The 23592-nt window shown below is 50.8% G+C and carries 15 protein-coding genes and 2 riboswitches; of the genes, 8 read left to right on the plus strand and 7 right to left on the minus strand.

What is annotated here, in order from left to right; genetic code table 11:
* Positions 1-85 precede the first annotated feature (85 nt).
* From ACO0LN_RS18010 to ACO0LN_RS18020, 3 genes are all read left to right on the plus strand, one after another.
* Complete coding sequence (locus ACO0LN_RS18010; protein ID WP_422976116.1) at positions 86-2800, plus strand: TonB-dependent receptor; 2715 nt, start codon at positions 86-88, stop codon at positions 2798-2800.
* Positions 2801-3018: 218 nt separating this feature from the next.
* The gene (locus tag ACO0LN_RS18015) at positions 3019-4188 is read left to right on the plus strand and encodes a cyanophycinase (protein WP_422976118.1); all 1170 of its coding nucleotides are present in this window, start codon (positions 3019-3021) and stop codon (positions 4186-4188) included.
* A gap of 313 nt (positions 4189-4501) precedes the next feature.
* On the plus strand, positions 4502-6109 hold the full coding sequence (locus ACO0LN_RS18020; RefSeq protein ID WP_422976120.1) for a methyl-accepting chemotaxis protein: 1608 nt from the start codon (positions 4502-4504) through the stop codon (positions 6107-6109).
* 11 nt (positions 6110-6120) lie between these two features.
* Here ACO0LN_RS18020 and ACO0LN_RS18025 read toward each other — a convergent pair whose 3' ends face one another.
* On the minus strand, positions 6121-7707 hold the full coding sequence (locus ACO0LN_RS18025; protein WP_422976122.1) for a hypothetical protein: 1587 nt from the start codon (positions 7705-7707) through the stop codon (positions 6121-6123).
* Positions 7708-7890: 183 nt separating this feature from the next.
* Positions 7891-8226: an energy transducer TonB gene (locus ACO0LN_RS18030; RefSeq protein WP_162041974.1), complete on the minus strand. Its 336-nt coding sequence runs from the start codon at positions 8224-8226 to the stop codon at positions 7891-7893.
* Positions 8227-8536: 310 nt separating this feature from the next.
* On the opposite strand from ACO0LN_RS18030, the gene ACO0LN_RS18035 reads away from it, so the two are divergent.
* From ACO0LN_RS18035 to ACO0LN_RS18045, 3 genes are all read left to right on the plus strand, one after another.
* Positions 8537-8881, plus strand: a complete 345-nt coding sequence (locus ACO0LN_RS18035) for a cache domain-containing protein (RefSeq protein ID WP_422976125.1) — start codon at positions 8537-8539, stop codon at positions 8879-8881.
* A 379-nt stretch (positions 8882-9260) separates the two neighbouring features.
* Positions 9261-11384: an EAL domain-containing protein gene (locus ACO0LN_RS18040; protein WP_422976127.1), complete on the plus strand. Its 2124-nt coding sequence runs from the start codon at positions 9261-9263 to the stop codon at positions 11382-11384.
* 62 nt (positions 11385-11446) lie between these two features.
* Positions 11447-11692, plus strand: coding sequence for an Imm32 family immunity protein (locus ACO0LN_RS18045; RefSeq protein ID WP_422976129.1), 246 nt, complete (start codon positions 11447-11449; stop codon positions 11690-11692).
* A 68-nt stretch (positions 11693-11760) separates the two neighbouring features.
* Here ACO0LN_RS18045 and gcvP read toward each other — a convergent pair whose 3' ends face one another.
* The 3 genes from gcvP to gcvT all read right to left on the minus strand — a co-directional run bounded on the left by gcvP (position 11761) and on the right by gcvT (position 16347).
* Positions 11761-14649, minus strand: coding sequence for an aminomethyl-transferring glycine dehydrogenase (gene gcvP / locus ACO0LN_RS18050; protein ID WP_422976131.1), 2889 nt, complete (start codon positions 14647-14649; stop codon positions 11761-11763).
* Positions 14650-14769: 120 nt separating this feature from the next.
* On the minus strand, positions 14770-15147 hold the full coding sequence (gcvH, locus tag ACO0LN_RS18055; protein WP_162059492.1) for a glycine cleavage system protein GcvH: 378 nt from the start codon (positions 15145-15147) through the stop codon (positions 14770-14772).
* A gap of 69 nt (positions 15148-15216) precedes the next feature.
* Complete coding sequence (gene gcvT / locus ACO0LN_RS18060; RefSeq protein ID WP_422976186.1) at positions 15217-16347, minus strand: glycine cleavage system aminomethyltransferase GcvT; 1131 nt, start codon at positions 16345-16347, stop codon at positions 15217-15219.
* Between the two features lie 80 nt (positions 16348-16427).
* Positions 16428-16550, minus strand: a riboswitch (glycine riboswitch).
* Positions 16551-16561: 11 nt separating this feature from the next.
* Positions 16562-16650: riboswitch (glycine riboswitch) on the minus strand.
* Positions 16651-17097: 447 nt separating this feature from the next.
* Here gcvT and ACO0LN_RS18065 point away from each other — a divergent pair.
* Positions 17098-18468: a pectate lyase family protein gene (locus ACO0LN_RS18065; RefSeq protein WP_422976133.1), complete on the plus strand. Its 1371-nt coding sequence runs from the start codon at positions 17098-17100 to the stop codon at positions 18466-18468.
* Between the two features lie 352 nt (positions 18469-18820).
* Here the strand turns inward: ACO0LN_RS18065 and ACO0LN_RS18070 are convergent, their stop codons facing one another.
* Both ACO0LN_RS18070 and ACO0LN_RS18075 read right to left on the minus strand, forming a co-directional pair.
* On the minus strand, positions 18821-19093 hold the full coding sequence (locus ACO0LN_RS18070; protein ID WP_422976136.1) for a hypothetical protein: 273 nt from the start codon (positions 19091-19093) through the stop codon (positions 18821-18823).
* Between the two features lie 63 nt (positions 19094-19156).
* Positions 19157-21562: a penicillin acylase family protein gene (locus ACO0LN_RS18075; protein WP_422976138.1), complete on the minus strand. Its 2406-nt coding sequence runs from the start codon at positions 21560-21562 to the stop codon at positions 19157-19159.
* A 201-nt stretch (positions 21563-21763) separates the two neighbouring features.
* Here ACO0LN_RS18075 and ACO0LN_RS18080 point away from each other — a divergent pair, with 201 nt between their 5' ends.
* Positions 21764-23587, plus strand: coding sequence for an ABC transporter transmembrane domain-containing protein (locus ACO0LN_RS18080; protein WP_422976140.1), 1824 nt, complete (start codon positions 21764-21766; stop codon positions 23585-23587).
* Positions 23588-23592 lie beyond the last annotated feature (5 nt).

Here is a 23592-nt window from a genome sequence, read left to right on the forward strand (position 1 = left end):
AAATTAGCGAATCACAGTCACTCCCCGGAGTGCCTGAGGGGGATGCTTTTTTTAAATTTCTGTAAAACCTGAGGAGAAGAAGGCAATGGCAACGAAAAAACAAGCATGTCAGCCCATACCCAAGAAATTGGCTGTCGCAACCTGGTCGGCATTGAGCGTCATGACGATGCTGGGCATGAGTACGCAAAGCGCATGGGCGCAGACTGAGAATGATCCCAACAAACCGCAGCGAGTAGAAATTACCGGCTCGTCAATCAAGCGCATTGATGCAGAAACTGCCCTGCCCGTGCAAATCATCAGCCGCGAATCGATAGAAAAGTCAGGCGTCACCACGGCGGCAGAATTATTGAGCAAAGTGTCGGCCAGCACTGCGGGTTTGACCGATGGTGCCAGCTTTAGCGACAACGGTGGTACGCAACGTGGCTTCAATGGTGCCAACCTGCGTGGCATAGGTGTCTCATCTACCCTGATCTTGCTGAATGGCCGCCGCCTCGCCAACTTCGCTTCACCCGGCACTTCATCTGGCGTGGATTTGAATTCCATCCCTTCCGCCGCCATACAGCGCGTGGAAGTCTTGAAAGACGGTGCATCAGCCATCTATGGTGCAGATGCGATTGGTGGTGTCATCAACTTCATTACCCGGCCTGATTATCAGGGAGCAGAAATATCTGCCTATGCGGGCAATACCCAGCATGGTGGTGCGGATAAAAAAATCATCAGCCTGTCTGGCGGGATAGGCAGCCTGACTCAGGACAGGTACAACCTCATGGGTGTGGCGAATTTCCAGAACACCGGTAGCCTGCGCTCTACCCAACGTTCATGGATAGGCTCTGCCTATCAGCCTGACATCAATCTTGATGTGGGCAGCTCCAACACTTTCCCGGCGAATGTACGCCGCACCACGGCCAGCGGCGGTGCAACCGGTTCTCGTCTGAACCCTAGCGCCCCAACTTGCAACCCACCTGCCACGGTATTTGCAGCAGACAGCTTTGTCGGCAGCAAAGCCTGTCTGTATGATTACATGCACGACACCGAGATTTTCCCTGAATCAAAGCGCGCGTCACTGCTAGGTCGTGCCCAGTTTGCTATTGATGCCGACAATACCCTGTTTGCTGAAGTACTCCACAGCGACACCAAAACCACTTACCGCATCAGCCCACTGACGGTCACCAACCTCAATTACCCGGTCACTGGAATTTACTATCCGAATGACCTGATCACGACCAATAAAACACCTTTGCGCGTAGGCTTGCGCCTCAGTGCTGCTAGTCCGCGCACTAATGAAGTGAATGCAGTTGCGCAACGCCTGATAGTTGGTGCGAAGGGCACACTTGCAGGCTGGGATTATGATACCGCCCTGAATCACAGTGTCAGCAAGGTTGATGACAAATATGTCGATGGTTATGTCAGGACATCGGCTTTTGACAGCGCCTTTTTGACAGGCAAGATCAATCCCTTCGGCCCTTCAGGAACTGAAGGTACGAGTCTGTTGAACGCAGCAAAGATCAGCGATGCCGCCCGCCAGTCCAGGGCAACTACCGATGCGTTTGACATCAAGGCTTCACGTGAATTATTTGCCATGGCAGGCGGCAATGCTGGTCTGGCAATAGGGGCAGAATACCGTCGTGAAAAACTGGAGTTCACCCCGTCTGCCCTGCTGGCTGCTGGTGAGATACGCGGCGACGGTGCTGCATCTGCCTATGGTGGCAGCCGCACCGTCAAGGCCCTGTTTGCCGAATTGAATTTGCCCATACTCAGCAATCTCGAAGCCCAGGCTGCCGTGCGCCATGACAGCTATAACGATGTAGGTAGCACCACCAATCCAAAATTTGGTTTGCGCTGGACACCTGCCAAGGAAGTCGTGGTACGCGGCTCCTACAGTGCCGGTTTCCGTGCCCCCAGCCTGGCTGACATCAATGAACCAGCACGCACAGGACAGACCAGCGGTATCTACAATGACCCGCTTGGCTGTATCAAGACCGGCAATATCGACAATACCAAGAACCCGGATTATTGCGGCATACAGCCTGACCTGATCAAGGGCGGCACCGCCAATCTGAAGCCTGAGACATCGAAGCAGTTTTCTGCCGGTATCGTCGTTGAACCCGGCCGCAGCCTGACTGCCTCCCTCGATTACTGGCGTATAGAAAAATCTGACACCCTGCTGGCCAACGAAGGGGCTTACTTCAGCGACCCCAAGTCCAACCCAGGCTACGCGATTCGTGGTGCGGCTGATCCCAGCCTGCCAGGCATCCCGGGCCCTATTCTGTCAGTCGATGGCCGTGTGAAAAATATAGGCTCGTTGAAAACCTCAGGCGTCGATGTCAATGTCAACTGGAAGCTGCCAGAAAATAGCTTGGGCAAATTCAATATCAGCCTGAACGGTACTTATGTCATCGACTACAAGACTCGTAACACGGCTGCCAGCCCGGAAGTGAATGGCGTAGGTATCTACACCGACACCCAGGTAGTACAACGCTGGAGACATACCCTGACATTTGACTTTGACCGTGGCCCATGGGGCGCGACACTGCAACAGACTTACTACCAGGGTTATCACGATCAGAATGCCCTGGCCGATGGCAGCACCCGTGACGTGCCCGCCTATGTCTTGTGGGATTTGAGTGGCAGCTATAAATTCAGCAAGGCATTCAGCTTGCGTGCAGGCATCAAGAACCTGCTGGATACGAATCCGCCACGTTCCAACCAGGTATATAGCTTCATCGCTGGTTATGACCCCAGCTATACCGACCCACGTGGCCGCTTCCTCTACATATCTGGCAACTACTCTTTTAAATAAGCTATATCAATAATCACTTCCAAAGCAGCGCCTGCGTGGATATTAGGGACAACACTTGGTGTTGTCCCTTTTTTTAAACGCATACGCATAGCGATGAATTGAATCACTTACAATGTCAAAAAATCAGGATGAAAATAATGACAGTTTCTCTGAAAAATTCCAGTTGGCTATTGCGTAGTTTGCTAAGTTGGCTAACTCTTTTAATCTGGCAATTGCCCATGAATGCTCACGCAGAAGACAACACCCAGCAACAATCGAAAGGTTCACTCGTCATCATAGGGGGTGCCTTGCGGGTCGATAATGCCGTGGTCTGGCAGCGTATCGTGCAACAGGCTGGTGGCAAGGGTGCCAGGATTGCCGTCATCCCGGCGGCGGCAGGCAGCCCGGAAAAATCAGGGGGATTTGCGGTGGAATCCCTGAACCAGCATGGCGCCCAGGCTTTTTTGGTTCCACTGTCGGTGAAGCACGCGCAATTCAAGCCACAAGACATCGTCAACGACCCAGCCTGGCTCGGCAAACTCAACAATGCCAGTGGTGTATTTTTCACCGGCGGCGACCAGGGTCGCATCGTGCAGGCGCTGGTCAAGGCAGATGGCAGCAAGACTGCAATGCTGGAAGCTATCTGGGCACTATATCAACGTGGCGGTGTTATCGCCGGCAGCAGTGCCGGTGCCGCCATCATGAGTACCACGATGTTTTATGATGCCAAGCCTGTGCTGCCTACCCTCAAGCTTGGTGTCACTGATGGCAAAGAGATTGCGGCTGGCCTGGGTTTCATCGGCCCGGATGTATTCATAGATCAGCACCTGATCATCCGTGGCCGCTTTGCCCGTATGCTGCCTGTCATGCTGAAAAAAAATTACAAGCTGGGCCTCGGTGTTGATGAAAATACAGCCATGGTGGTCAGTAATCGAGGTGAAGTTGAAGTCATCGGCTATAAAGGCGCGATCCTGTTTGACCTTAGCCAGGCATCGACCGATGGCGCACAAAAGAATTTTAATATCAGCAATGCCCGCATCAGCTATCTGGACCGGGGTGACCGCTTTAATTTGTACACCAGGACGCTGACGCCAACGGCAGACAAGCTGCAAAACAAGCTCAATCCTGCCCAGGCTTACAATACAGACCAGCGTTTTTATCCTGATATCCTGGCCAATACCGTAGTCACCGACCTCATGTTTCATTTGATTGATGGCAAACAGGAGCGTGCCATCGGCCTGGCTTTTGGCATGGATACACAGCCTGAGCTGGGTTTTGAATTCAGCTTCAGCAAAGTGGCGGACAGTCAGGGCTATTATTCGAATGCCTCTGGTGCGGAAAGTTATACAGTGCACAACTTGCGTCTGGACATAAGGCCAGTCAGCATGAACCTGCCACTTTACAAATAAAGCAAGCCTGACAGCAGGCTCCAGCAAGCAGGGTGGATGGCCTTGACGCCACCCTGCCTCCCCCCTTTAGCACAAGATCTATGCCCTGATTTGTCGTTTGTTTGCAAATTCTTCCTCTCAGGCATCTTGGCTTCACTTACAATCCAGATAACGCTTACCCCCTGCACCTTGCGGGACACATTGCGTGATCGCCAATTAATAAACTATGCAGACCTGTCCCAGATGCAGGTGGGAGCCCGAGGTGATACCCGTTTTTCTCTCTTGCTTCCGCCTGGCATCACGGCATACTGCAGCAAACCAGTGAGACCACACCATGAAACTCAGCACCCGCATCATCTTGCTGTGCGCCATCACCCTGTTTGGCATCTCCGTTATTTCTGCCATTTCGCTATATTCCCTGCGCCAGACCATGACCAGGGAGCGCACTGAGCAAATTTCCAACATGGTGGAAATGGCCCATGCCGCCATAGCAAAGGCCTATGCACTGGAACAATCAGGCAAGCTCTCACGTGAAGATGCGCAAAAACAGGCCAAGCTGGCGATTTCCAGTTTTCATAAAGATGAAATGTATTTCTTCGTACGCGGCTACAACGATGATTTGTTGCTCGTGCACCCCAAGGCAGACCGCATAGGTGTACCGCAAAAGGATATGAAGGAATCTGGAGACCGCTACCGTGCCTCACTTGGAAAAAGCAAGATAGGCATAGTGCAGGCATTGGGCACCCGGCCTGGCGTTCAAGGCCAGGTTGAGAAAATCTATGCCGTCATGCGCTTCGCTCCGTGGGAGTGGCTGGTGGGTACCGGTACTTATCTAGACGATATCAATGAAGCCTTCTGGCAGCAGGCCGGCATCCTGCTCGGCCTGGGCTCTCTCATGATGGCCATGGTAGGTGCCCTTGCCTGGCACATGACACGCACGATTCTCGGTCAACTGGGCGGCGAACCCGCTTATGCGGCCGAGGTAGTAGGCCATATTGCCGAAGGTGACCTGACTGCCGATATACAAGTCAAGGGCCATGACCAGTCCAGCCTGCTGTTTGCGATCAAGACCATGCGCGACAAGCTGGCCTCTGTCGTCAGTGAAGTGCGCACAGGCTCAGAATCCATCGCCACGGCATCTGGTGAAATTGCCTCAGGCAACCTGGATTTGTCTAACCGTACCGAGCAACAAGCAGGGGCACTGGAAGAAACTTCATCCACCATGGAAGAACTGACTTCTACGGTCAAACAAAATGCCGACAATGCCAGACAGGCAAATCAACTGGCGATCTCGGCATCTGAAGTCGCAACCCAGGGTGGCAGCGTGGTGGGCCAGGTGGTGGCGACCATGGGTTCCATCAATGAATCATCGAAAAAAATCGTCGATATCATCAGCGTTATTGACGGCATCGCCTTCCAGACCAATATCCTGGCATTGAATGCTGCAGTAGAAGCTGCACGTGCCGGTGAACAGGGTCGTGGCTTTGCCGTGGTTGCCAGTGAAGTGCGCAACCTGGCGCAACGCTCGGCCTCTGCCGCCAAAGAAATCAAAACATTGATAGACAGCTCTGCAGAAAAAGTAGAAGAAGGTGGCAAGCTGGTTGCCATCGCCGGTTCTACCATGGATGAAGTAGTCGCCAGTGTCAGGCGCGTGACTGATATCGTCGCCGAGATTGCGTCGGCCAGCCAAGAGCAGAGCTCGGGCATAGAACAGGTCAATCATGCGATTGTGGATATGGATAATATGACGCAGCAAAATGCCGCTCTGGTAGAACAGGCATCTGCTGCTGCCCAGGCGATGAATGAACAGGCTGCAGCACTGGCACAGGTGGTCAATATTTTCAAGGTGCAGCAACAGGCTGGTAATTCGCCACAGATCAGCCGTGCCAGCGTGCGTCCAGCGCCAACTGACCAGGTGAATCAGCCACGCCGCTTGCGCTAGGGAACTATCACTTAAAGAAAGATTTTCCCGCTCAATCCGGTAATGATGCGCTGGCGCTGCAAAGCCTGCTCAGTTGCCGTATTGTCGCGGGTCGCATTGGCTGAGAAATCAATCACGGTTGTCTGTTTATCCGGCACAGTTGTGCTATCAATGAGCTTACCGAATTCATAACTGGAGATGCTCAGATTGCGGTCATGGCTTTTTTCCAGTCGCGCACTATTCAATTGATTTTTTTCAAATCCTAATTCGAGCTTGCTGCTCTCATGATCATCTACCTTGAAGTAGCGATAATTCTGCGAGTTCTTGCTCTCGCCTAGCTCCGGTTTTTTGCCAGACTTCAATTCAAGGTGGAAAGCTGCGCTAAGGCTGGATTCCAGCTTCTGGCTGATTTTTCCACTCGACAACTGGCCTTCCTGTGTCGTCTTCTGGCTGGTCTGGAAATTGAAATAATCGTTTTCCTGCAAACGCAAAGGATTTGGCGTAGTTGTCTCACCTGTAATCTTTGCGTCAAAATCTGCCAGTCCAGTTAGCAGGGAGCCCGCGCCGGCATCCCAGAACGATGGGGCCTTGGCAGGTGCCAGTGCTGAAAGATTGTCAGTATCATCTGTGGTATTGATTTTTTGCACGGCAGAAAATGCTTCCTTGTACTGCGCTATGAGGCCTTCATCTGCATGACCACGCTTGGCAGCACTATCGATTTGCCCCAGGAATTGCTGGATAGCCTGCTCCCTTTGAGTCGCATTTCCCCTCAGACCTGCATTGTCGTGCTTGACATCAATATCGATCACGCCACTGGGTGAGGTCAGTTTTAGCTGATGATGTGACTGATCTATCCTGAAATCGACTTGCCTGTCACCTGACTTGATATTCAATTCCAGCGAACTGACGACGGAAGTATCAAAGCCAGACAAGGCATTGAGATTGATCTTCTGGTCGCCAAAATAACTTTGTGCCGCAGCCTCCAGACCGGCCGCAAGCTTCTCAAGCGCCTTGCTGTCAGTCTCGCTCAACTCTGTATCACTGCTGGCCTCTACGCTGAGCCCACCGGCATTGCTCTTGATAGACAGGCTAACCTTCTGCCCGGAAGCGAGTTTGACGCTAAGTCCCAGGCTTTGATCAGGACGGTCACGCAAATCATTCAAACTGACCTGCCCTGCTTCAGCCACAGCCTTGCTACCTGCATCTGCATCCACGGAGGTTGTGATATATGCCTGCTTAACGTCAGCACCAGTCGTATGCAGGCGTTCTATGAGGCCGGTAGCAAGACCATTGAAACGCCCTGCTGTGGTCGTCGCTGAAACGGCATTTTGTTCAAGAAGATAACTGAAATGATCATCGCCCTTATTTTCCCACCATGCCGTAGGAGCCACAGTTGTAGATGCAGATACAACACCGGCCTGATTATAAGTCTGTCCCGCCGTACCACTAGCAGAGGAGCGTAGATTGACTTGATAAGAACTTGCAGGTGAGGTTACTGATGTTGATGCAAGGGCTGATGAGGCAGGCGCAAGCTGAGGGTTCACATTCTGCGTCTGAATCTGTGCCTGACCAACGCCGGGGCTTACCACCGTATTCAAACTGGTAGAGATAGTTGACATGGCTTGCTTACGTCCTTGAAATAAATCCTTGCTTAATCTTCAATTGATTATCGACAATGTTCATTATTTCTTTAGCAAACAAATATGAAAAATCAGGAAAATTCATATTGCTTCGCACATAAAAAAAGAGATGCCAGGGCATCTCTCTTGTTTTGCCAGATGATCAGCAAGCAGCATGCCTGATCAGGAAAGGCTCCAGACATATTCCAGCTTGGTCCAGGCTTGTTGTGGCTTGCCATCTTTAGCACCTGGTTTGAATTTGCAGGAAGAATAAATTTTCTGTGTTGCCTTGTCCAAAGCCTTGGAACCACTGGATTTCTCTACTTTGGAATCAACTACCGCGCCGTCAGGGCCAATCAGAACGGACAATACGACGGTGCCGGTTTCTTCATTCATCAGGGCCGATTTTGGATAAACCGGTTTTTCGCAAGTTTGCTTATCGACAGCAGGAGCAACTTCACTGGCAAATGCGGAGAAAGAGGAAACAAGGATGGCGGTAGCGAGAAGTAATTTTTTCATGGGAGTAAAGTGAGGAACAGAATTCAGGGAAAAGTTTGGTATTGCCACATGGAAACAGGTGCGTATTTTACTGCACATTTTTTCCGCAGCGCAATATTTTCCTGAGGAAATTCATAGCTGGAATGTTAAAGATTGTGCCCGCCTATTATCTGGAATCATTCCCTTTGCGCTATGACAATACTCGTTAAGAATTGTTGCTTCCACGCATAGCGGCTTTGCTTTTATGCCCTATCTCCACTAGTCTTAAATCAGACATCTTGCTGCCAAAGAAGCTGATGATAAAAAATAGAAAGTTTTAAGGAGACAAGGCATGAAAATCCTAAAATTAATGCTGGCATTGCTACTGGCAGCCCATTGGCAATATGTCATGGCCGACGACAATCCCGCCGATGCCATCGCCATGGTCGAAAAGGGCCTGGCCTATATGCAGAAAAATGGCAAGGATGCACTGATACAGGAAATCAATAATAAAAATCCCGACTTCATCAATGGCTCGATTTACCTGTATGTACGCGGTCTTGACGGCATCGTCATTGCTCACCCTATCAATCCCAAATTGATAGGCAAGAACATGCTGGATTTGCCAGATGCTGATGGCAAATACTATCGCAAAGAGATTATTGCTCTGGCCAAGAACAAGGGTAAGGCTGGGTAGATTACCGCTACAATAATCCGGTCAGCAAGCAGATAGAAAACAAGACCACCTATATTTTCCGCAATAATGATGTGATACTTGAAGCAGGAATCTACAAAGGAAAGTAGCTTTTTTCATCTATTGCCAGACAACAAGGCATCGATTTTGTCGATGCTTTTTTTTGCGCCCGCAAAAAAATAGAACCGTTGAAATAATACCTTTCCAAACACTTTGTACGGCATCGTACAGACGTATAAGTTTTCATCAAGTAATTTCTGTCCAGGCATCATGACAAGAGACGTTCTTGTATGGGCAAGGGATTTATAGCAAACCGGCTGGCGACTCCGCCACGGCAGTCTTTGGCTGCCTTCATTTTGCAAAGTTTACAAGGAGCCAGCTCATGGCCAAGAGAATTCTCGTTATTACACCTGTGATTGCCGATGCACTTGCGCTTCAGGATGCTTTACTTAAGGCCCGTGATGGCTATTATGAAACCGTATTTGCAGATAGCCTATCCAGCGCTGTGGAACATCTGCAAGACAAAACCAAGTCAATTGATATCATACTCCTTGACTGCTTCCTGCCAGACAGTAAAGGCATAGCCAGTTTTCAGCATCTATTTTCAATAGTCCCCAAAATTCCCATACTCACGATCTGTGACACAGACCATGCACTGGCATTAGAAGCCGTAGAATTGGGGGCACAGGGTTTCCTGACCCGAGGTCATTTTTCCAGTTATCTGGTGCCGCAATCACTGCGTAATATCATTCAACGCAAAGTAGTTGAAGATGCGGCCTACCTGGAAAAAGCGCGCGCAGAAATCACGCTCAATTCCATCAGTGACGCGGTCATAGGTACAGACATGGCTGGCAATATCGATTATCTCAATGTTGCCGCTGAACATATCACTTTGTGGAAGCGCGAAGAAGCCCAAGGAAAAACTATCAGCACGGTCATGCCACTCATACAAAGTGAAAACAGGCAGGTCAAGGCCAACCCTGTCATGCAGGTGCTGCAACAGGACACAGCTACGACACTGACTCCAGGCACCATACTACTCAGGCGGGATGGCAGTGAAGTAGCGATTGAAGACTCTACTACCCCCATCCATGATGCGTATGGCAATCTCGCCGGTGCCGTTATGGTATTTCGCGATATCACGGCGACCCAGGCAATGGCAGTCAAAATGTCCCATCTCGCACAGCATGATTTTCTCACCAATTTGCCTAACCGCGCCCTGCTGAATGACCGCATCGCACAGGCCATTGGCCTGGCAAAACGGCGCGAGACACATTTGGCTGTGCTTTTCCTTGATCTGGATAATTTCAAGCACATCAATGACTCTTTGGGTCATGCCTTGGGCGACATGCTGTTGAAATCAGTGACCGAACGCTTGTGTGCCTGCGTGCGCAGTTCTGACACGGTCAGCCGCCAGGGTGGCGATGAATTCGTCATACTCGTGACAGATGACAAGTCTGCAGAAAATGCCGCCTTCACTGCTGAAAAATTATTGAAGTCGCTGGCGACGCCACACAGCATCAATGGTCATGAGTTGTATGTCACCACCAGCATAGGCATCAGTTCTTATCCGACCGACGGTGCAGATGCAGATACATTGATTAAAAACGCTGATACGGCGATGTACCAGGCCAAGGAAAAAGGACGCAACAACTTCCAGTTCTTCAAGCCAGAAATGAATGTGCGTGCCGTTGAGCGACAAGTCATAGAAGCCAATTTGCGACTGGCAATGATACGCAATGAATTTTCCCTGCATTACCAACCAAAGATCAATCTGGAAAGTGGTGCTATCACTGGTGCCGAAGCCTTGCTGCGCTGGGATCATCCTCAATGGGGTATGGTGCCGCCAATACGGTTTATTGGCATTGCAGAAGACTGCGGCGTCATCATCCCACTAGGCCGCTGGGTCTTGCGTGAAGCTTGTGCGCAAACAAAGAAATGGCAGGATGCCGGATTAACGATCGCCGAAATTGCCGTGAATATTTCAGCTGTTGAATTCCGACGTCAGGATTTTGTTGATGCTGTACGGACCATCCTGCAGGAAACCGGCCTCTCCCCAAGCTGCCTGCAACTGGAAATCACTGAAAGTGTCCTGATGCGCAATGCAGAAAGCAGCATCGCCATACTCCAGCAATTGAAAGAAATGGGCATACAACTGGCCATCGATGATTTTGGCACAGGCTATTCCAGCCTGAGTTACCTGAATCAATTCCCGATTGATGTCTTGAAAATCGATCAGTCCTTTGTGCATGAAATAGGTGCTGCCAAAGCGGGCAGCAACGGCATCATTGTCAGCGCTGTCATCGCTATGGGAAACAGCCTGAAGCAAAAAGTGATTGCAGAAGGGATAGAGAAAAAGGGTCAACTGTCATTCTTGAAAGCCCAGCATTGCGAAGAAGGTCAAGGTTATATTTTCAGCCGGCCATTGGCGGCGGAGCAATTCGCAAAAATGCTGCGTCTCGGGATTACTGCGTACGCCCCTATTCCCGTGTTGATGCCGAATTGAAGCGTGCATAATTCTGATATATAGTTGATTATATAAATATCAGCAATTGTCAGGAGCACGCATTGAAAATTTATGGATATAAAAATACAGAACTGACACCAGAAGACATAGTTCCTGATGAGCTGGCAGAAATCACGCTGGTAGCCTCAGCGCAAGAACTACGCAAGATAGCAAGCTTTATAAGTTCTGCCGCTGATGACATGGAACGTGAAAACTCAAATTGGGACCACAGACATCTGTCAGATGCAGAAAAGAGTTTTGAAGGTTCACCACACTTCGTATTGTACAAACCAAATTCTCAGAACTGAACTGCAATAAGCAAAAAAACGGACATGCAAGCATGTCCGTTTTCATTTATAGCACAGCAAGCAAGGCCTTATTCGTAATCGCTGACTGGGATGCAAGAGCAGAACAGATTGCGGTCACCGTAGACATTGTCCGCGCGGCCAACCGGCGCAAAGTATTTATTCTTGCGCAGGGATGCCACAGGGTAAGCAGCCACTTCGCGACTGTAAGCATGTGACCACTCATTGGCAATCAGTACTTCCGCTGTATGTGGTGCATGTTTCAGCGGATTGTCCTTGGCATCAAACTCACCACTGGCTACCTTAGCGATTTCTTCACGGATACTGATCATGGCATCGATGAAGCGATCGAGTTCAGCTTGCGATTCGCTTTCTGTCGGTTCTATCATCAAGGTGCCAGGCACAGGGAAGCTCATGGTCGGTGCATGGAAACCAAAGTCGATAAGGCGCTTGGCAACGTCTTCATTGCTGATGCCAGTCGCATCTGTCAATGGGCGCAGATCCAGGATGCACTCATGCGCCACCAGGCCATCATGACCGCTATACAGTACAGGGTAATGCGGGGCCAGGCGTTTGGCGATGTAGTTCGCAGCCAAAATCGCTGTTTCTGTCGCTGCCTTCAAGCCTTCTGAGCCCATCATGGCGATATACATCCATGAAATAGGCAAGATGCTGGCAGAACCAAATGGTGCAGCGCTAACGGCAGAAATACCGTCTTCACCACGGACATAACCTGTCGATTTCTGGTTAGGCAAGAACTTCGCCAGATGGGCACCAACTGCAACCGGGCCTACGCCTGGGCCGCCACCACCGTGAGGGATACAGAAAGTCTTGTGCAGGTTCAGATGGCTGACGTCGCCACCAAATTTACCAGGTGCCGCAACGCCAACCAGTGCATTCATGTTCGCGCCGTCAACATAGACCTGGCCACCGTGGCTATGCACGATTTCGCACAATTGCTGTATACCTTCTTCAAACACACCATGCGTGGACGGATAAGTCACCATCGCAGCCACCAGGTTGGCACTGTGTTTTTCTGCCTTGGCTTGCAGGTCTGCAAGATCAACATTACCGTTTTCGTCGCAGGCAACTACAACCACGTCCATGCCCACCATGCTGGCGGATGCCGGGTTGGTACCGTGTGCAGAAGATGGGATCAGGCAGATATTGCGGTGTGCTTCACCACGGGACGCGTGGTAAGCCTGAATCACCAGCAAGCCTGCGTATTCACCTTGTGAACCAGCGTTTGGTTGCAGGGATACGGCATCGTAGCCAGTTGCTGCGCACAGCATGGCTTCGAGCTGGTCTATCATTTCGCGGTAACCGACAGTCTGGTCATTTGGCGCGAAAGGATGGATGTTGGAAAACTCTGGCCAGGTCACGGGGATCATTTCACTGGTGGCGTTCAACTTCATCGTGCATGAACCCAGCGGTATCATGGTGCGGTCCAGCGCCAGATCCTTGTCAGCCAGGCTGCGCAGGTAACGCAGCATTTCATGTTCTGCGTGATAGCGGTTGAAGGTTGGGTGCGTCAGGTAAGTTGTGCCACGTGTCAGCGCTGCCGGGTAGGCATCATTGACACCAGCTTCTATCGCTGCAAAATCTGGCGCTGTAGTTACGCCGCTTGCCTTGGCAAAAATCGCCCACAGGGCTTCAACATCGGCACGTGTCACTGTTTCATCCAGAGAAACGCCGACCTGTGTTGCGCTGATCTGGCGCAGGTTGTAGCCAGCAGCTTCAGCAGCCTGATGGCATGCCGCCGCATTGGCGACATTGACTGTCAGAGTGTCAAAATAAGTGGTGTTCGCGATAGTCAGACCTTGTTGCTTGAGGCCGCCAGCCAGAACACCAGTCAGACGGTGTACGCGCAAGGCGATTTGACGCAAGCCTGCAGGGCCGTGATAAACAGCATACATGGAAGCAATCACTGCCAGCAACACCTGGGCGGTACAGATATTCGATGTGGCTTTTTCGCGGCGGATATGCTGTTCACGTGTTTGCAGGGCCAGGCGATAAGCCTTGTTACCTTGCGCATCAATCGTCACACCAACCAGACGACCTGGCATGCTGCGTTTGAATGCATCGCGTGTACCCATATAACCTGCGTGCGGGCCACCAAAACCCAGCGGTACGCCAAAACGCTGGCTGTTACCAACAACAACGTCAGCACCCCACTCGCCTGGGGAAGCGATCAGTGTCAGTGCCAGCAAATCAGCAGCAGCGATAACCATCGCCCCCTTGGCATGCAAGGCTGCCGCGTATTCGCGGTAATCGACGATGGAACCGTCAACGCCTGGGTATTGCAACAAGACGCCGAAGCAATCATTGTCCAGAGCTTCATTGCCAGCGCAGGTACGTACTTCTATGCCCAGCGGCTTGGCGCGGGTTTCTATGATTTCGCGGGTTTGTGGCAAGACATCGGCAGCGACATAAAACACATTGGATTTGGATTTGCCTACGCGCTGTATCAGCGTCATGGCTTCAGCCGCAGCCGTGCCTTCATCCAGCATCGATGCATTGGCGATGTCCATGCCAGTCAGGTCAGTGATGACTTGCTGGAAGTTCAGGATGGCTTCCAGGCGGCCCTGGGAAATCTCTGGCTGGTATGGTGTGTAAGCCGTGTACCAGGCAGGGTTTTCAAAGATATTGCGCAGGATCACGCCTGGCGTATGCGTGTTGTAATAACCCTGACCGATCAAAGACTTCAGTACACGGTTTTTTGACGCCAATGCCTTCAAGGTTGCCAGTGCTTCCTGTTCGGACTTGGCTTCTGTGAATTGCGCCAGTGGCAGCACATCGTGACGGCGGATATTGGCCGGGACGATGGCATCAATCAGGGCTGTGCGGTCAGCATAGCCCAGGGTTTTCAGCATGGCGGCTTGTTCTGCTTCAGAAGGGCCGATATGGCGAGCGATGAAAGCGTCGTGCGCTTCCAGTTGGGTCAGTGAAGGACGGGTCATGGTATATGGGGTACAGAAGAGTAACGTGGAATATCAGGTGTAGCTATGCGGGGCAAACCGCATTCAGGCAAATCCATATTAAAAGAGGCAGCAACAAGGCCACCTCTTTTAATTACATCATCAAGCGATGTTCTTGGCGTAAGCTTCGGCAGTCAACAAAGCATCGACATCAGCAATATTTGCTGGTTTCAGTTTGAACAGCCATGCAGAAAAAGCATCAGCATTGATGGACTCTGGTGCATCTGCCAGTTCTTCATTGATGGCGACAACTTCACCAGTCACTGGTGCATAGATATCGCCCGCTGCCTTGACAGATTCAACCACTGCGCAATCCTTGCCAGCTTCAAGTGCTGTGCCAATTTTAGGCAAGTCAACGAAAACGATATCGCCCAAAGCATCTTGAGCGAACTCAGTAATGCCGACAGTGATAGTGCCGTCTGCTTCAGTGCGTACCCATTCGTGGGATGTCGTGTATTTCAGGTCTGCTGGTACGTTCATGATGGGCTCCAGATAAGTAAATTGTTTTAAATGATGGTCTTTAATAAGCAGGACAGCTTGCTAATATAATTATGCAGCCAGGATTTTGCCGTTACGGACGAAAGGCAGTTTGACTACAGACGCCGCCAATTGCTTGTCACGGATAACAACATGCACAGTATCGCCTACAGACACGCCCATAGGCAAACGTGCCAGCGCAATTGCCTGTTGCATCGTCGGGCTGAAAGTACCGCTGGTGATCTCACCTTCGCCTTGCGCGCAAACGACTTTTTGATGGGCGCGCAGGATGCCGCCTTTTTCACGCAGGATCAGGCCCAGGAACTGGGCACTCTGGCCTTGTGTTTGCAGCGCTTGCTTGCCGACGAAATCACGCTCGCTGACCAGGTCGATAGTCCAGGCCAGGCCAGCGTCGAGCGGGTTGACTGTTTCATCCATATCCTGGCCATACAGATTCATGCCAGCTTCCAGACGCAGGGTGTCACGCGCACCGAGGCCAGCAGGTTTGACACCGGCAGCGACCAGGGCATTCCAGAAATCGGTTACGCGATCAGCAGATACGGCAATTTCAAAACCGTCTTCACCGGTATAACCAGTGCGTGCCACCATGACTTCACCAAAGGAAGTGTCGGCAACGATGACTGCGTTGAAGGGTTTGATGTCTGCACTGGCTGCCTTGGTTTCTGGCAAGACTTCCCACGCTTTGGCACGGGCATTTGGGCCTTGTACTGCTACCAGGGCAAAAGCATTCGCGCCATCGCGGCGCTGGGTAATGGTCAGGCCGCTATTGGTTTCTGCATTGCGGGCATTCATCCAGGCAATGTCTTTTTCTGCCGTGCCAGCATTGACAACCAGGCGGAACCAGTTTTCGTTGAAGAAATAAATGATGAGGTCGTCGATGACCGTGCCTTCAGGCTTCAACATGCAGGAATACAGGGCCTTGCCCGCGACCTGCAATTTATCGACATTATTGGCCACCAGGCCACGCAGGAAGCTGCGGACATTCTCGCCCTGCAGATCAACGACACACATATGGGATACATCAAACATGCCGCAATCTGTGCGCACTGCATGATGTTCTTCGATTTGGGAACCATAGTTGACAGGCATGTCCCAACCGCCAAAATCAACCATTTTTGCACCAGCCGCACGATGGGCTGCATTGAGGGGAGTTGCCTTGAGTGATGTCGCTGCTTGCGTCATGAGTGCCTCATTACCAGATTGCCAGATTGAAGGGACGAACAAACGCACGCCGGCGAATAAACGCCGCATGCGCTGAAATCGCATACCCCTCTGTCCTGGTACCTGAGAGATTACGGGAGCCATGTATGTTTGCTGCCCGCGCGCACCTTCGGTGGGTAGTCCGGCGACTTGCTGAACCGCTACCGCTCTCCAGAGTTGGGGCAACTTTTAACTACCCCGTTGATCGGTCCTTTGTGCCTGAGAGTTTTTTGGGTATTAGCCCCTTCGGCGGCAACTTTCGTCACGCTCTCCCGATCAAGTAACGCGATTATATAAGGCTTGCAAGAGCTTGGGTAGTTGAGTGTGGAAATATTTACATAAAAGCCTATGGAATAGTTAAAAAATGACTAAAACGGCAAGTGGCGACAAATATAGCAAGTTTGCGAGTCATAAAACCACTTATAAAAATTATGTGAAACTTACGCGAAACTTGCTATGACAGCCTGACAAACAAAACCGCATTCAACCAGACCACTATTCGTTTTGACGCTCATCCCTGTATTAATTTGTAACTATTGTTTTGAGAGGAAACAATCACGAGAATGATCAGCATCCCTTGTTACTCTAGGTTCGCATTTTATTTCTATAGTGCAAATATTCGCTTCACCAAATTGAAAGCCAATCGGATTTCTTGATTTAAAAGAGATCAGTTGCGCGGATGTTTTGGTAAGCGAATTTTTTTAACCAGCGAAACAAAAACCCGGAGGGAAAATGAATAACAAGAAATTGAAATTGATCGCCTTTGCTATCATTGCGGCATCTGGCAGCGCAGGCAATGTTTTTGCAGCAGACTGGCCCTCGGGCTTTTCTAAATGCGCCGATGAAGGCGGCACCTGCAAAGTAGGTGACAAAGCGCTGCAGGTATCATTTGGATTGAAAGATAAATGGGTCATCAAATCCCTGTCGGGTAATGTCAGTTGTACAGCAGCCACCTTTGGCGTGGCAGCAACTGCCGACACCAAAGAAAAATGTGCCGTGGGTCCAGTTGGCACGCCAGATACGGGTGGCGGCAGTGGCTCAAATGATGGCTCTGGCTCAGGTTCAGGCACAGGAACCGCGCCAGCCGGACACAGTGGCGGCTTTGCCGGGCTGGTCACTGGAGGCGGTACAGTTGCTGCAGTAACAGTCACTACTGCGGCACAAATGCAGGCCGCAATTGATGCCTACAATGGCACTGGTGGCCTGTTGATACGCTATAACGGCACTTTTGATTTCCGCACTATTCCTGACGCCTGCACACAATGGAAAAAAGCCAAAGGCGCGATAGTCGAAATCAAGAATAAGGGCAATATCACGATAGAAGGCAGCAACGGCTCGGCGGCTAATTTTGGCATCGCGGTCAAAGGTGGCGCGACCAATGTCATTATCCGCAACATGACCATAGGCTTGCTGCCTGGCTCTATTGATGCCATAGGCATTGAGGGCCAGAGCGGCAAATTTCCTGGCTATGTCTGGATAGACCATAACACCCTGTTCAGCTCACTTGCCGAATGCCCGGGTGCGGGCGACCTGGAGTTTGATGGCCTGGTCGATAACAAGGCAGGTGCGCATCACATCACCTACTCTTATAACTACATCCATGATCATCACAAAGTAGGCCTGATCGGTTCCAGCGACAGCGATGCAAGTGACCGCTACATCACCTTCCATCACAATTATTATAAAAACGTAGGATCACGCCTGCCTCTGCAGCGTGGTGGTTATACCCATATTTATAATAATCTGTATAGCGACATCAAAACCTCAGGCATCAATGTGCGCATGCAGGGCTATTCCCTGATCGAAAGCAATTACTTCGAAAATTCACAAAACCCCGTCACCTCACGCGACAGTGATGTGCTTGGTTATTGGGAATTGCGCAACAATAATATCAAGACGCCTGCCGACTTCAACACTTATGGCATCAATTGGGTAGCGAGTGATTCCAAGCCCAGCCGTGATGCCACAGACTGGGTAACGACATCGCATTTACCAGTTGGCATACCGTATAGCTATACACCAGATGCACCTGCCTGCCTCAAGCAAAAACTGCCTGCAGTCGCAGGGGCTGGCACTTCTCTGGCAAAATTGAGTTGCAAATAAATCTGGCTATATCTTGATTAAGTCTGATTAATTCTGCTTGAGTCGGCACTTACTGGGCGGCAATCATGCCGTCCAGTTTTTTGTCTAGAACTCATTTCATAAATAGGGATGAGTGCGAACAAGGCGATTTGGGATGCAGTGCAAGGCGTGGCCTGCAGCTAAGGCTCATGCCTTAGCAAAGGACGCAACGCAGCAATGCGCCCAAATCGTCAGTTCCCGAAGGGTTTGCCTCATAACACGTATCAGACAACATTGGATTTATTGAAAATAGTGCCACAATTGACAACCACAAACGTGTTACCGGTCCGTGTTATGAGGCAAACGCATCTCATTCATATTTATGAAATGAGTTCTAATCATTACGACGATGCTCCTGATTCAGTAAAGAAAGATAAAGCGTAGCAGCACCTCGCCCGGCATAAAATTCTTTCAACTGCCTCAATTCTGAAAGATAGCGGCTCCAGAATGAATTCCATTTCTTGATTTTCCTGGGAGAAGGCACACGCAGTTTCCAATGCACACGAATGCTCTCCTTGCCACAATGCGGACAAAAAAAGGCCGGGATATTCTGATGCTTGCGCTGCAACTTCTTACAGTCAAGACAGGCAAAAGTACGATTACTCATTATTCTTAAAAACCGTCAAAAAAACATTTCAAATAGTATTGTTGAGGTTTTCGATTTCCTTAATTATTTCGCTCTTAATGTCAGAGTACCAGTAGCGTGAGCAGCAACATCCTTATCACTCAAATACTGCGGCACATAAACGCCAGCCGCAAAGCCTTTGGCCTGATCATTGTAATGCGCATCAAACAACACCCCGCTCTGCCCTACCGGGTTGATACCTAAAGCTTTTGATGCATCGGCAAAATCGATCAGGCGCCGTGTCGATGGGCCATATACCACATCCCATGGTGCAGGTCCTATTGCTGCAGCCAGGTTATTCGGCACTTCACGCCCGCCAGCAACTTCAAACGGACCGATGTTGAATATCTTGTCCAGCGGTTTTTGTTGAGAAAGCGGATGTTTGTGTGTCAGGGTGTGTGCCTTGGCCCAGGTCCATTGCTTGCTATCTGCGCCAAAGGTTTTTTGTAAATGTGCAATGCTGTCGCGCCATGCAAGTGCCAGGATATCGTCGCGAGTTTCTACAGATGCTGTTGAACGATTATCCCACCACGGAGAATTCGCGTCTGCCAGCAGGCGTGGCAAGGCATCATCGAGGGCGCGGGTACGCAAGAGATTCTTGAACTGGATTTCACCCACCTCATCAGCCATTGCCGCATAGATGATCTGGTACAGCAATTGGCTGAAGATGGTCGGCGCTATGCTATTCGCGTGGTAACTGCCATCCCATTTTTCCAGTTGCTCCAGCAGTCGCTTACCATCTGCATCGCTTACTTGTTTGCGCAAAATCGGCAATATGGATGGCAAAATCTGCGCGGCATAAGCTGTTTTGTTATCAAGCTGCAGCGCCTGGCTGTTTTTGGTATTCCACTTGACTCCTGGTTGCAAAAGCAAGGCTTCCAGTCTGCGTGCGCGTTCGTTCAAGTTGTAATAACCGGGGATGGCAAAATCAGCTGTTGGCAAAGGTTGCTGGTTAGCGGAGACGATAAAGCCACGGGCAGGATTTACTTCATGCGGGTTATCGGCAAAATCAGTAAAGCCAGGCTTGTCAGCTTCTGCCTTACTGCCATCAAGGATAAAGGCCGGATTAACGTCCGTGGGCCGCTTGACCAGCTTCCCCGCTGCCCACCAGGCGATATCGCCTTGCGCATTCGCCCACACTACATTCAAACCCGGTGCATGAATATTGCTGGCAGCATGGGCTGCAATGTCTTTGGTGCCAGCACGGTTCAATTCATAAAATGCATCAAGCACGGGGTTTTCAGTTTCCAGAAATGCCCACCACATGGCAATGGGTTTGGCAGTCATATCGTCACCCCAGGCCTGACGAAAGGCGTCGCTGATGATGGGGCCATGAGGAGACGTCCGTAATAGCAATTTTATTGTATCAGCTCCTTTGACCTTGATAATTTCTTCGCGGCTTTGCATATCCACCCATTGCCCCTTGACCCAGATTTGATTGGGATTTTGTGGATTGATTTTTTCTGCAATGAAGTCAACATCATCGTTCTGGAACATGGTCAGCGTCCAGCCAAAGTTCTGGTTATGGCCGAGTAAAGCAAAGGGATTGAGCGCCTGGTGGTGACCATATAATTCAAAGCCTGGCATTTTGAGATGGGCTTCATACCAGACTGCCGGTGCCGAGTAAGCGATGTGCGGATCACCTGCGAGCAGGGGTTTGCCACTCGCAGTATTTTTTCCAGCGACTACCCAGGCATTGCTGCCCTCGAACTGTGGCAAGCCAAATTCTTCCATGACTTGCTGGCTCGTCGTTGCGATGCGGTTCATCCTGTCCCAGTCTGTCGCGCTCAATTGCAGGGGCTTGATGACGCCTTCGGGATGCCAGGAAAAATCGAATATACGCAAATAATCTGCACCCAGCTTGTCACGTATCTGTGTTAATACTGGTTCAGAACGGAAAGCCGCTGCAAAGCTGTAGGCCATGTAACCAGATACAGCAACTGTATCTTCAGCAGTGAATGGCCGCTTGGGTATGCCCAGCAATTCAAATTCCAGAGGTGCTGCGTGGGTAGCCTGATATTGGTTAATGCCATCGAGATAGGCATTCAGTACTTTGACTGCGGGGGAGTTTTTGTCGAGTCTGGCCGCATAATCAGTCGCATGTTTGCGCAAACCCAGGGTGCGGAACAGACGGTCAGTATCCAGCAGTTTGGGACCAAGAATTTCTGCCAGTTCACCTTTAGCAAGGCGGCGCACCATTTCCATTTGAAACAGCCTGTCCTGCGCATGCACATAACCCAGTGCACGATATAAATCTGCTTCGTTCTTCGCTTCTATATGTGGGACACCGCGCTCGTCATATTGCACCGTCACTTCGGCTTGCAAACCCGTGAGCACCTGATTGCCCGAGCGTTGCACGCGCTTGCCATACAGATGGACAGCGGCTGCGGTGATAGTGATCAACAGCAGGCCAAGCAATACAAGCAGACTCCATTTCAGCAGGCGTTTCATTCGTTCGCTTTCAATGTGGCATAGTGATCAGATTCTACACTCAGTCGCGAGAATCACGCTGAGAGCGAGTTGCCGTCAATATTATCAATAATTTATCATCAGAAAAAGAGCCTCATAGACTATTGATTTTGGCTCACCTATCATCATCTATACGTTTTGCTATTTGCTTAGCCCACGCTTGCCCACTATTCTGGACTGCGCATGACCACTTCCCCACCAACAGCCACCTCCACTGCTGATATTTCCCAGCGTAGCAGTTTCCAAACCCTTAAAGGCTTGCTACCTTTTCTAACACCATACAAGATGCAGTTTGTATTAGCCGGTATTGCCTTACTGGTGGCAGCCGGTGCTACATTGGCAATACCTTATGCTTTTCGCCAGATGATAGACCTGGGTTTTGGTGGCGGCGACCACAATATCAAGCATGTGGATCTGACCTTTATTGCCCTGTTTGGGGTGGCCTGTGTGCTGGGCATCGCGACGGCTGCCAGGTTTTACATGGTGTCGTGGCTGGGTGAACGAGTGACGGCAGATATACGCAATGCGGTGTATTCGCATGTGGTAACGCAAAGCCCGGAGTTTTTTGAAACCACGCAAACCGGTGAAGTGCTGTCGCGCCTGACTACCGATACCACGCTGATACAAACCGTGGTGGGCACCAGTATCTCCATGGCTTTGCGTAACTTCCTGCTCTTCCTTGGCGGCCTGGTGATGCTGTTTATCACCAGCCCTAAACTGTCATCCATCATCATTGTCATGCTGGCGGTGGTGGTCTTGCCCATTATCCTGTTTGGTCGTCGTGTACGCACGCTGTCGCGTGACTCCCAAGACCGGATTGCAGATGCATCAGCAATCGCTGGTGAAATCTTGAATGCAATGCCAACTGTGCAGGCATTCACCCATGAACATATAGAAGCCCAGCGTTTCTCTGGCACAGTGGAAGGCGCATTTAAAACTGCCATGCGCCGCATACGTGCCCGCTCGCTACTGACTGTCATGGCTATCCTGCTGATCTTTGGTGCCATCGTGTTTGTATTGTGGCTGGGTGCCCATGCCGTCATGCAAGGCCGCATGAGTGGTGGTGAGCTGGGTCAGTTTATTTTGTATGCATCCATCGTAGCGGGTGCTGTTGGTGCTTTGTCTGAAGTCATGGGCGATGCCCAGCGTGCAGCAGGTGCAACCGAGCGCCTGCTGGAATTGATCGAGGTCAAATCACCGATACAAAATCCAGTAAAAGCACTAAAGTTGCCTACCCGTGCCGAGCATGACCCCAGAGGAGCAGCGCTTTCATTGCAGGGACTGGAATTTCATTACCCTTCACGCCCCAACACCGCAGCCCTGCTAAATCTGAACCTGGACATACAACCTGGCGAAACTGTCGCCATCGTTGGCTCTTCCGGCGCAGGCAAGACGACGCTGTTCCAGATGTTGTTACGTTTTTATGATCCGCAACAAGGCAGGATCACACTGGACGGCATCAATATCCGCGAACTGAATTTGCATGAACTGCGTGGCGCGATAGGCGTGGTGCCGCAAGATACCGTCATCTTCTCAGCCAATGCCATGGAAAACATACGCTACGGCCGCGCCGATGCCAGCGATGCAGAAGTGATAGCGGCAGCGAAAATGGCAGCCGCGCATGAGTTTATAGAAAGACTGCCAGAAGGCTATCAATCCTTCCTCGGCGAGCGTGGTGTACGCCTGTCCGGCGGACAAAAGCAAAGAATAGCCATTGCCCGTGCCCTGCTGAAAAACCCGCCATTGCTGTTGCTGGATGAAGCAACGAGCGCACTCGATGCAGAGTCAGAACGCCTGGTACAAGGCGCGCTGGAAGTGGCCATGCAGGGGCGCACTACCCTGATCATTGCGCACAGGCTGGCCACAGTACAGCGTGCCAACCGTATTATCGTCATGGAGCATGGCCGCATTGTGGAAACCGGCACTCATTCTTCGCTAGTGGAGCAAGGTGGGGTTTATGCAAAACTGGCAGCATTGCAGTTTGATCTGCACAGAAACGAAGACTAAAACCC

The organism is Undibacterium sp. TC9W (genome assembly GCF_049339865.1).
GTDB lineage: Bacteria > Pseudomonadota > Gammaproteobacteria > Burkholderiales > Burkholderiaceae_D > Undibacterium.

Coding starts and splice junctions, on each gene's coding strand:
- ACO0LN_RS18010 (WP_422976116.1), top strand. CDS start 86: ATGGCAACGAAAAAACAAGCATGTCAGCCCATACCCAAGAAATTGGCT.
- ACO0LN_RS18015 (WP_422976118.1), top strand. CDS start 3,019: ATGAATGCTCACGCAGAAGACAACACCCAGCAACAATCGAAAGGTTCA.
- ACO0LN_RS18020 (WP_422976120.1), top strand. CDS start 4,502: ATGAAACTCAGCACCCGCATCATCTTGCTGTGCGCCATCACCCTGTTT.
- ACO0LN_RS18025 (WP_422976122.1), bottom strand. CDS start 7,707: ATGTCAACTATCTCTACCAGTTTGAATACGGTGGTAAGCCCCGGCGTT.
- ACO0LN_RS18030 (WP_162041974.1), bottom strand. CDS start 8,226: ATGAAAAAATTACTTCTCGCTACCGCCATCCTTGTTTCCTCTTTCTCC.
- ACO0LN_RS18035 (WP_422976125.1), top strand. CDS start 8,537: ATGAAAATCCTAAAATTAATGCTGGCATTGCTACTGGCAGCCCATTGG.
- ACO0LN_RS18040 (WP_422976127.1), top strand. CDS start 9,261: ATGGCCAAGAGAATTCTCGTTATTACACCTGTGATTGCCGATGCACTT.
- gcvP (WP_422976131.1), bottom strand. CDS start 14,649: ATGACCCGTCCTTCACTGACCCAACTGGAAGCGCACGACGCTTTCATC.
- gcvH (WP_162059492.1), bottom strand. CDS start 15,147: ATGAACGTACCAGCAGACCTGAAATACACGACATCCCACGAATGGGTA.
- gcvT (WP_422976186.1), bottom strand. CDS start 16,347: ATGACGCAAGCAGCGACATCACTCAAGGCAACTCCCCTCAATGCAGCC.
- ACO0LN_RS18065 (WP_422976133.1), top strand. CDS start 17,098: ATGAATAACAAGAAATTGAAATTGATCGCCTTTGCTATCATTGCGGCA.
- ACO0LN_RS18070 (WP_422976136.1), bottom strand. CDS start 19,093: ATGAGTAATCGTACTTTTGCCTGTCTTGACTGTAAGAAGTTGCAGCGC.
- ACO0LN_RS18075 (WP_422976138.1), bottom strand. CDS start 21,562: ATGAAACGCCTGCTGAAATGGAGTCTGCTTGTATTGCTTGGCCTGCTG.
- ACO0LN_RS18080 (WP_422976140.1), top strand. CDS start 21,764: ATGACCACTTCCCCACCAACAGCCACCTCCACTGCTGATATTTCCCAG.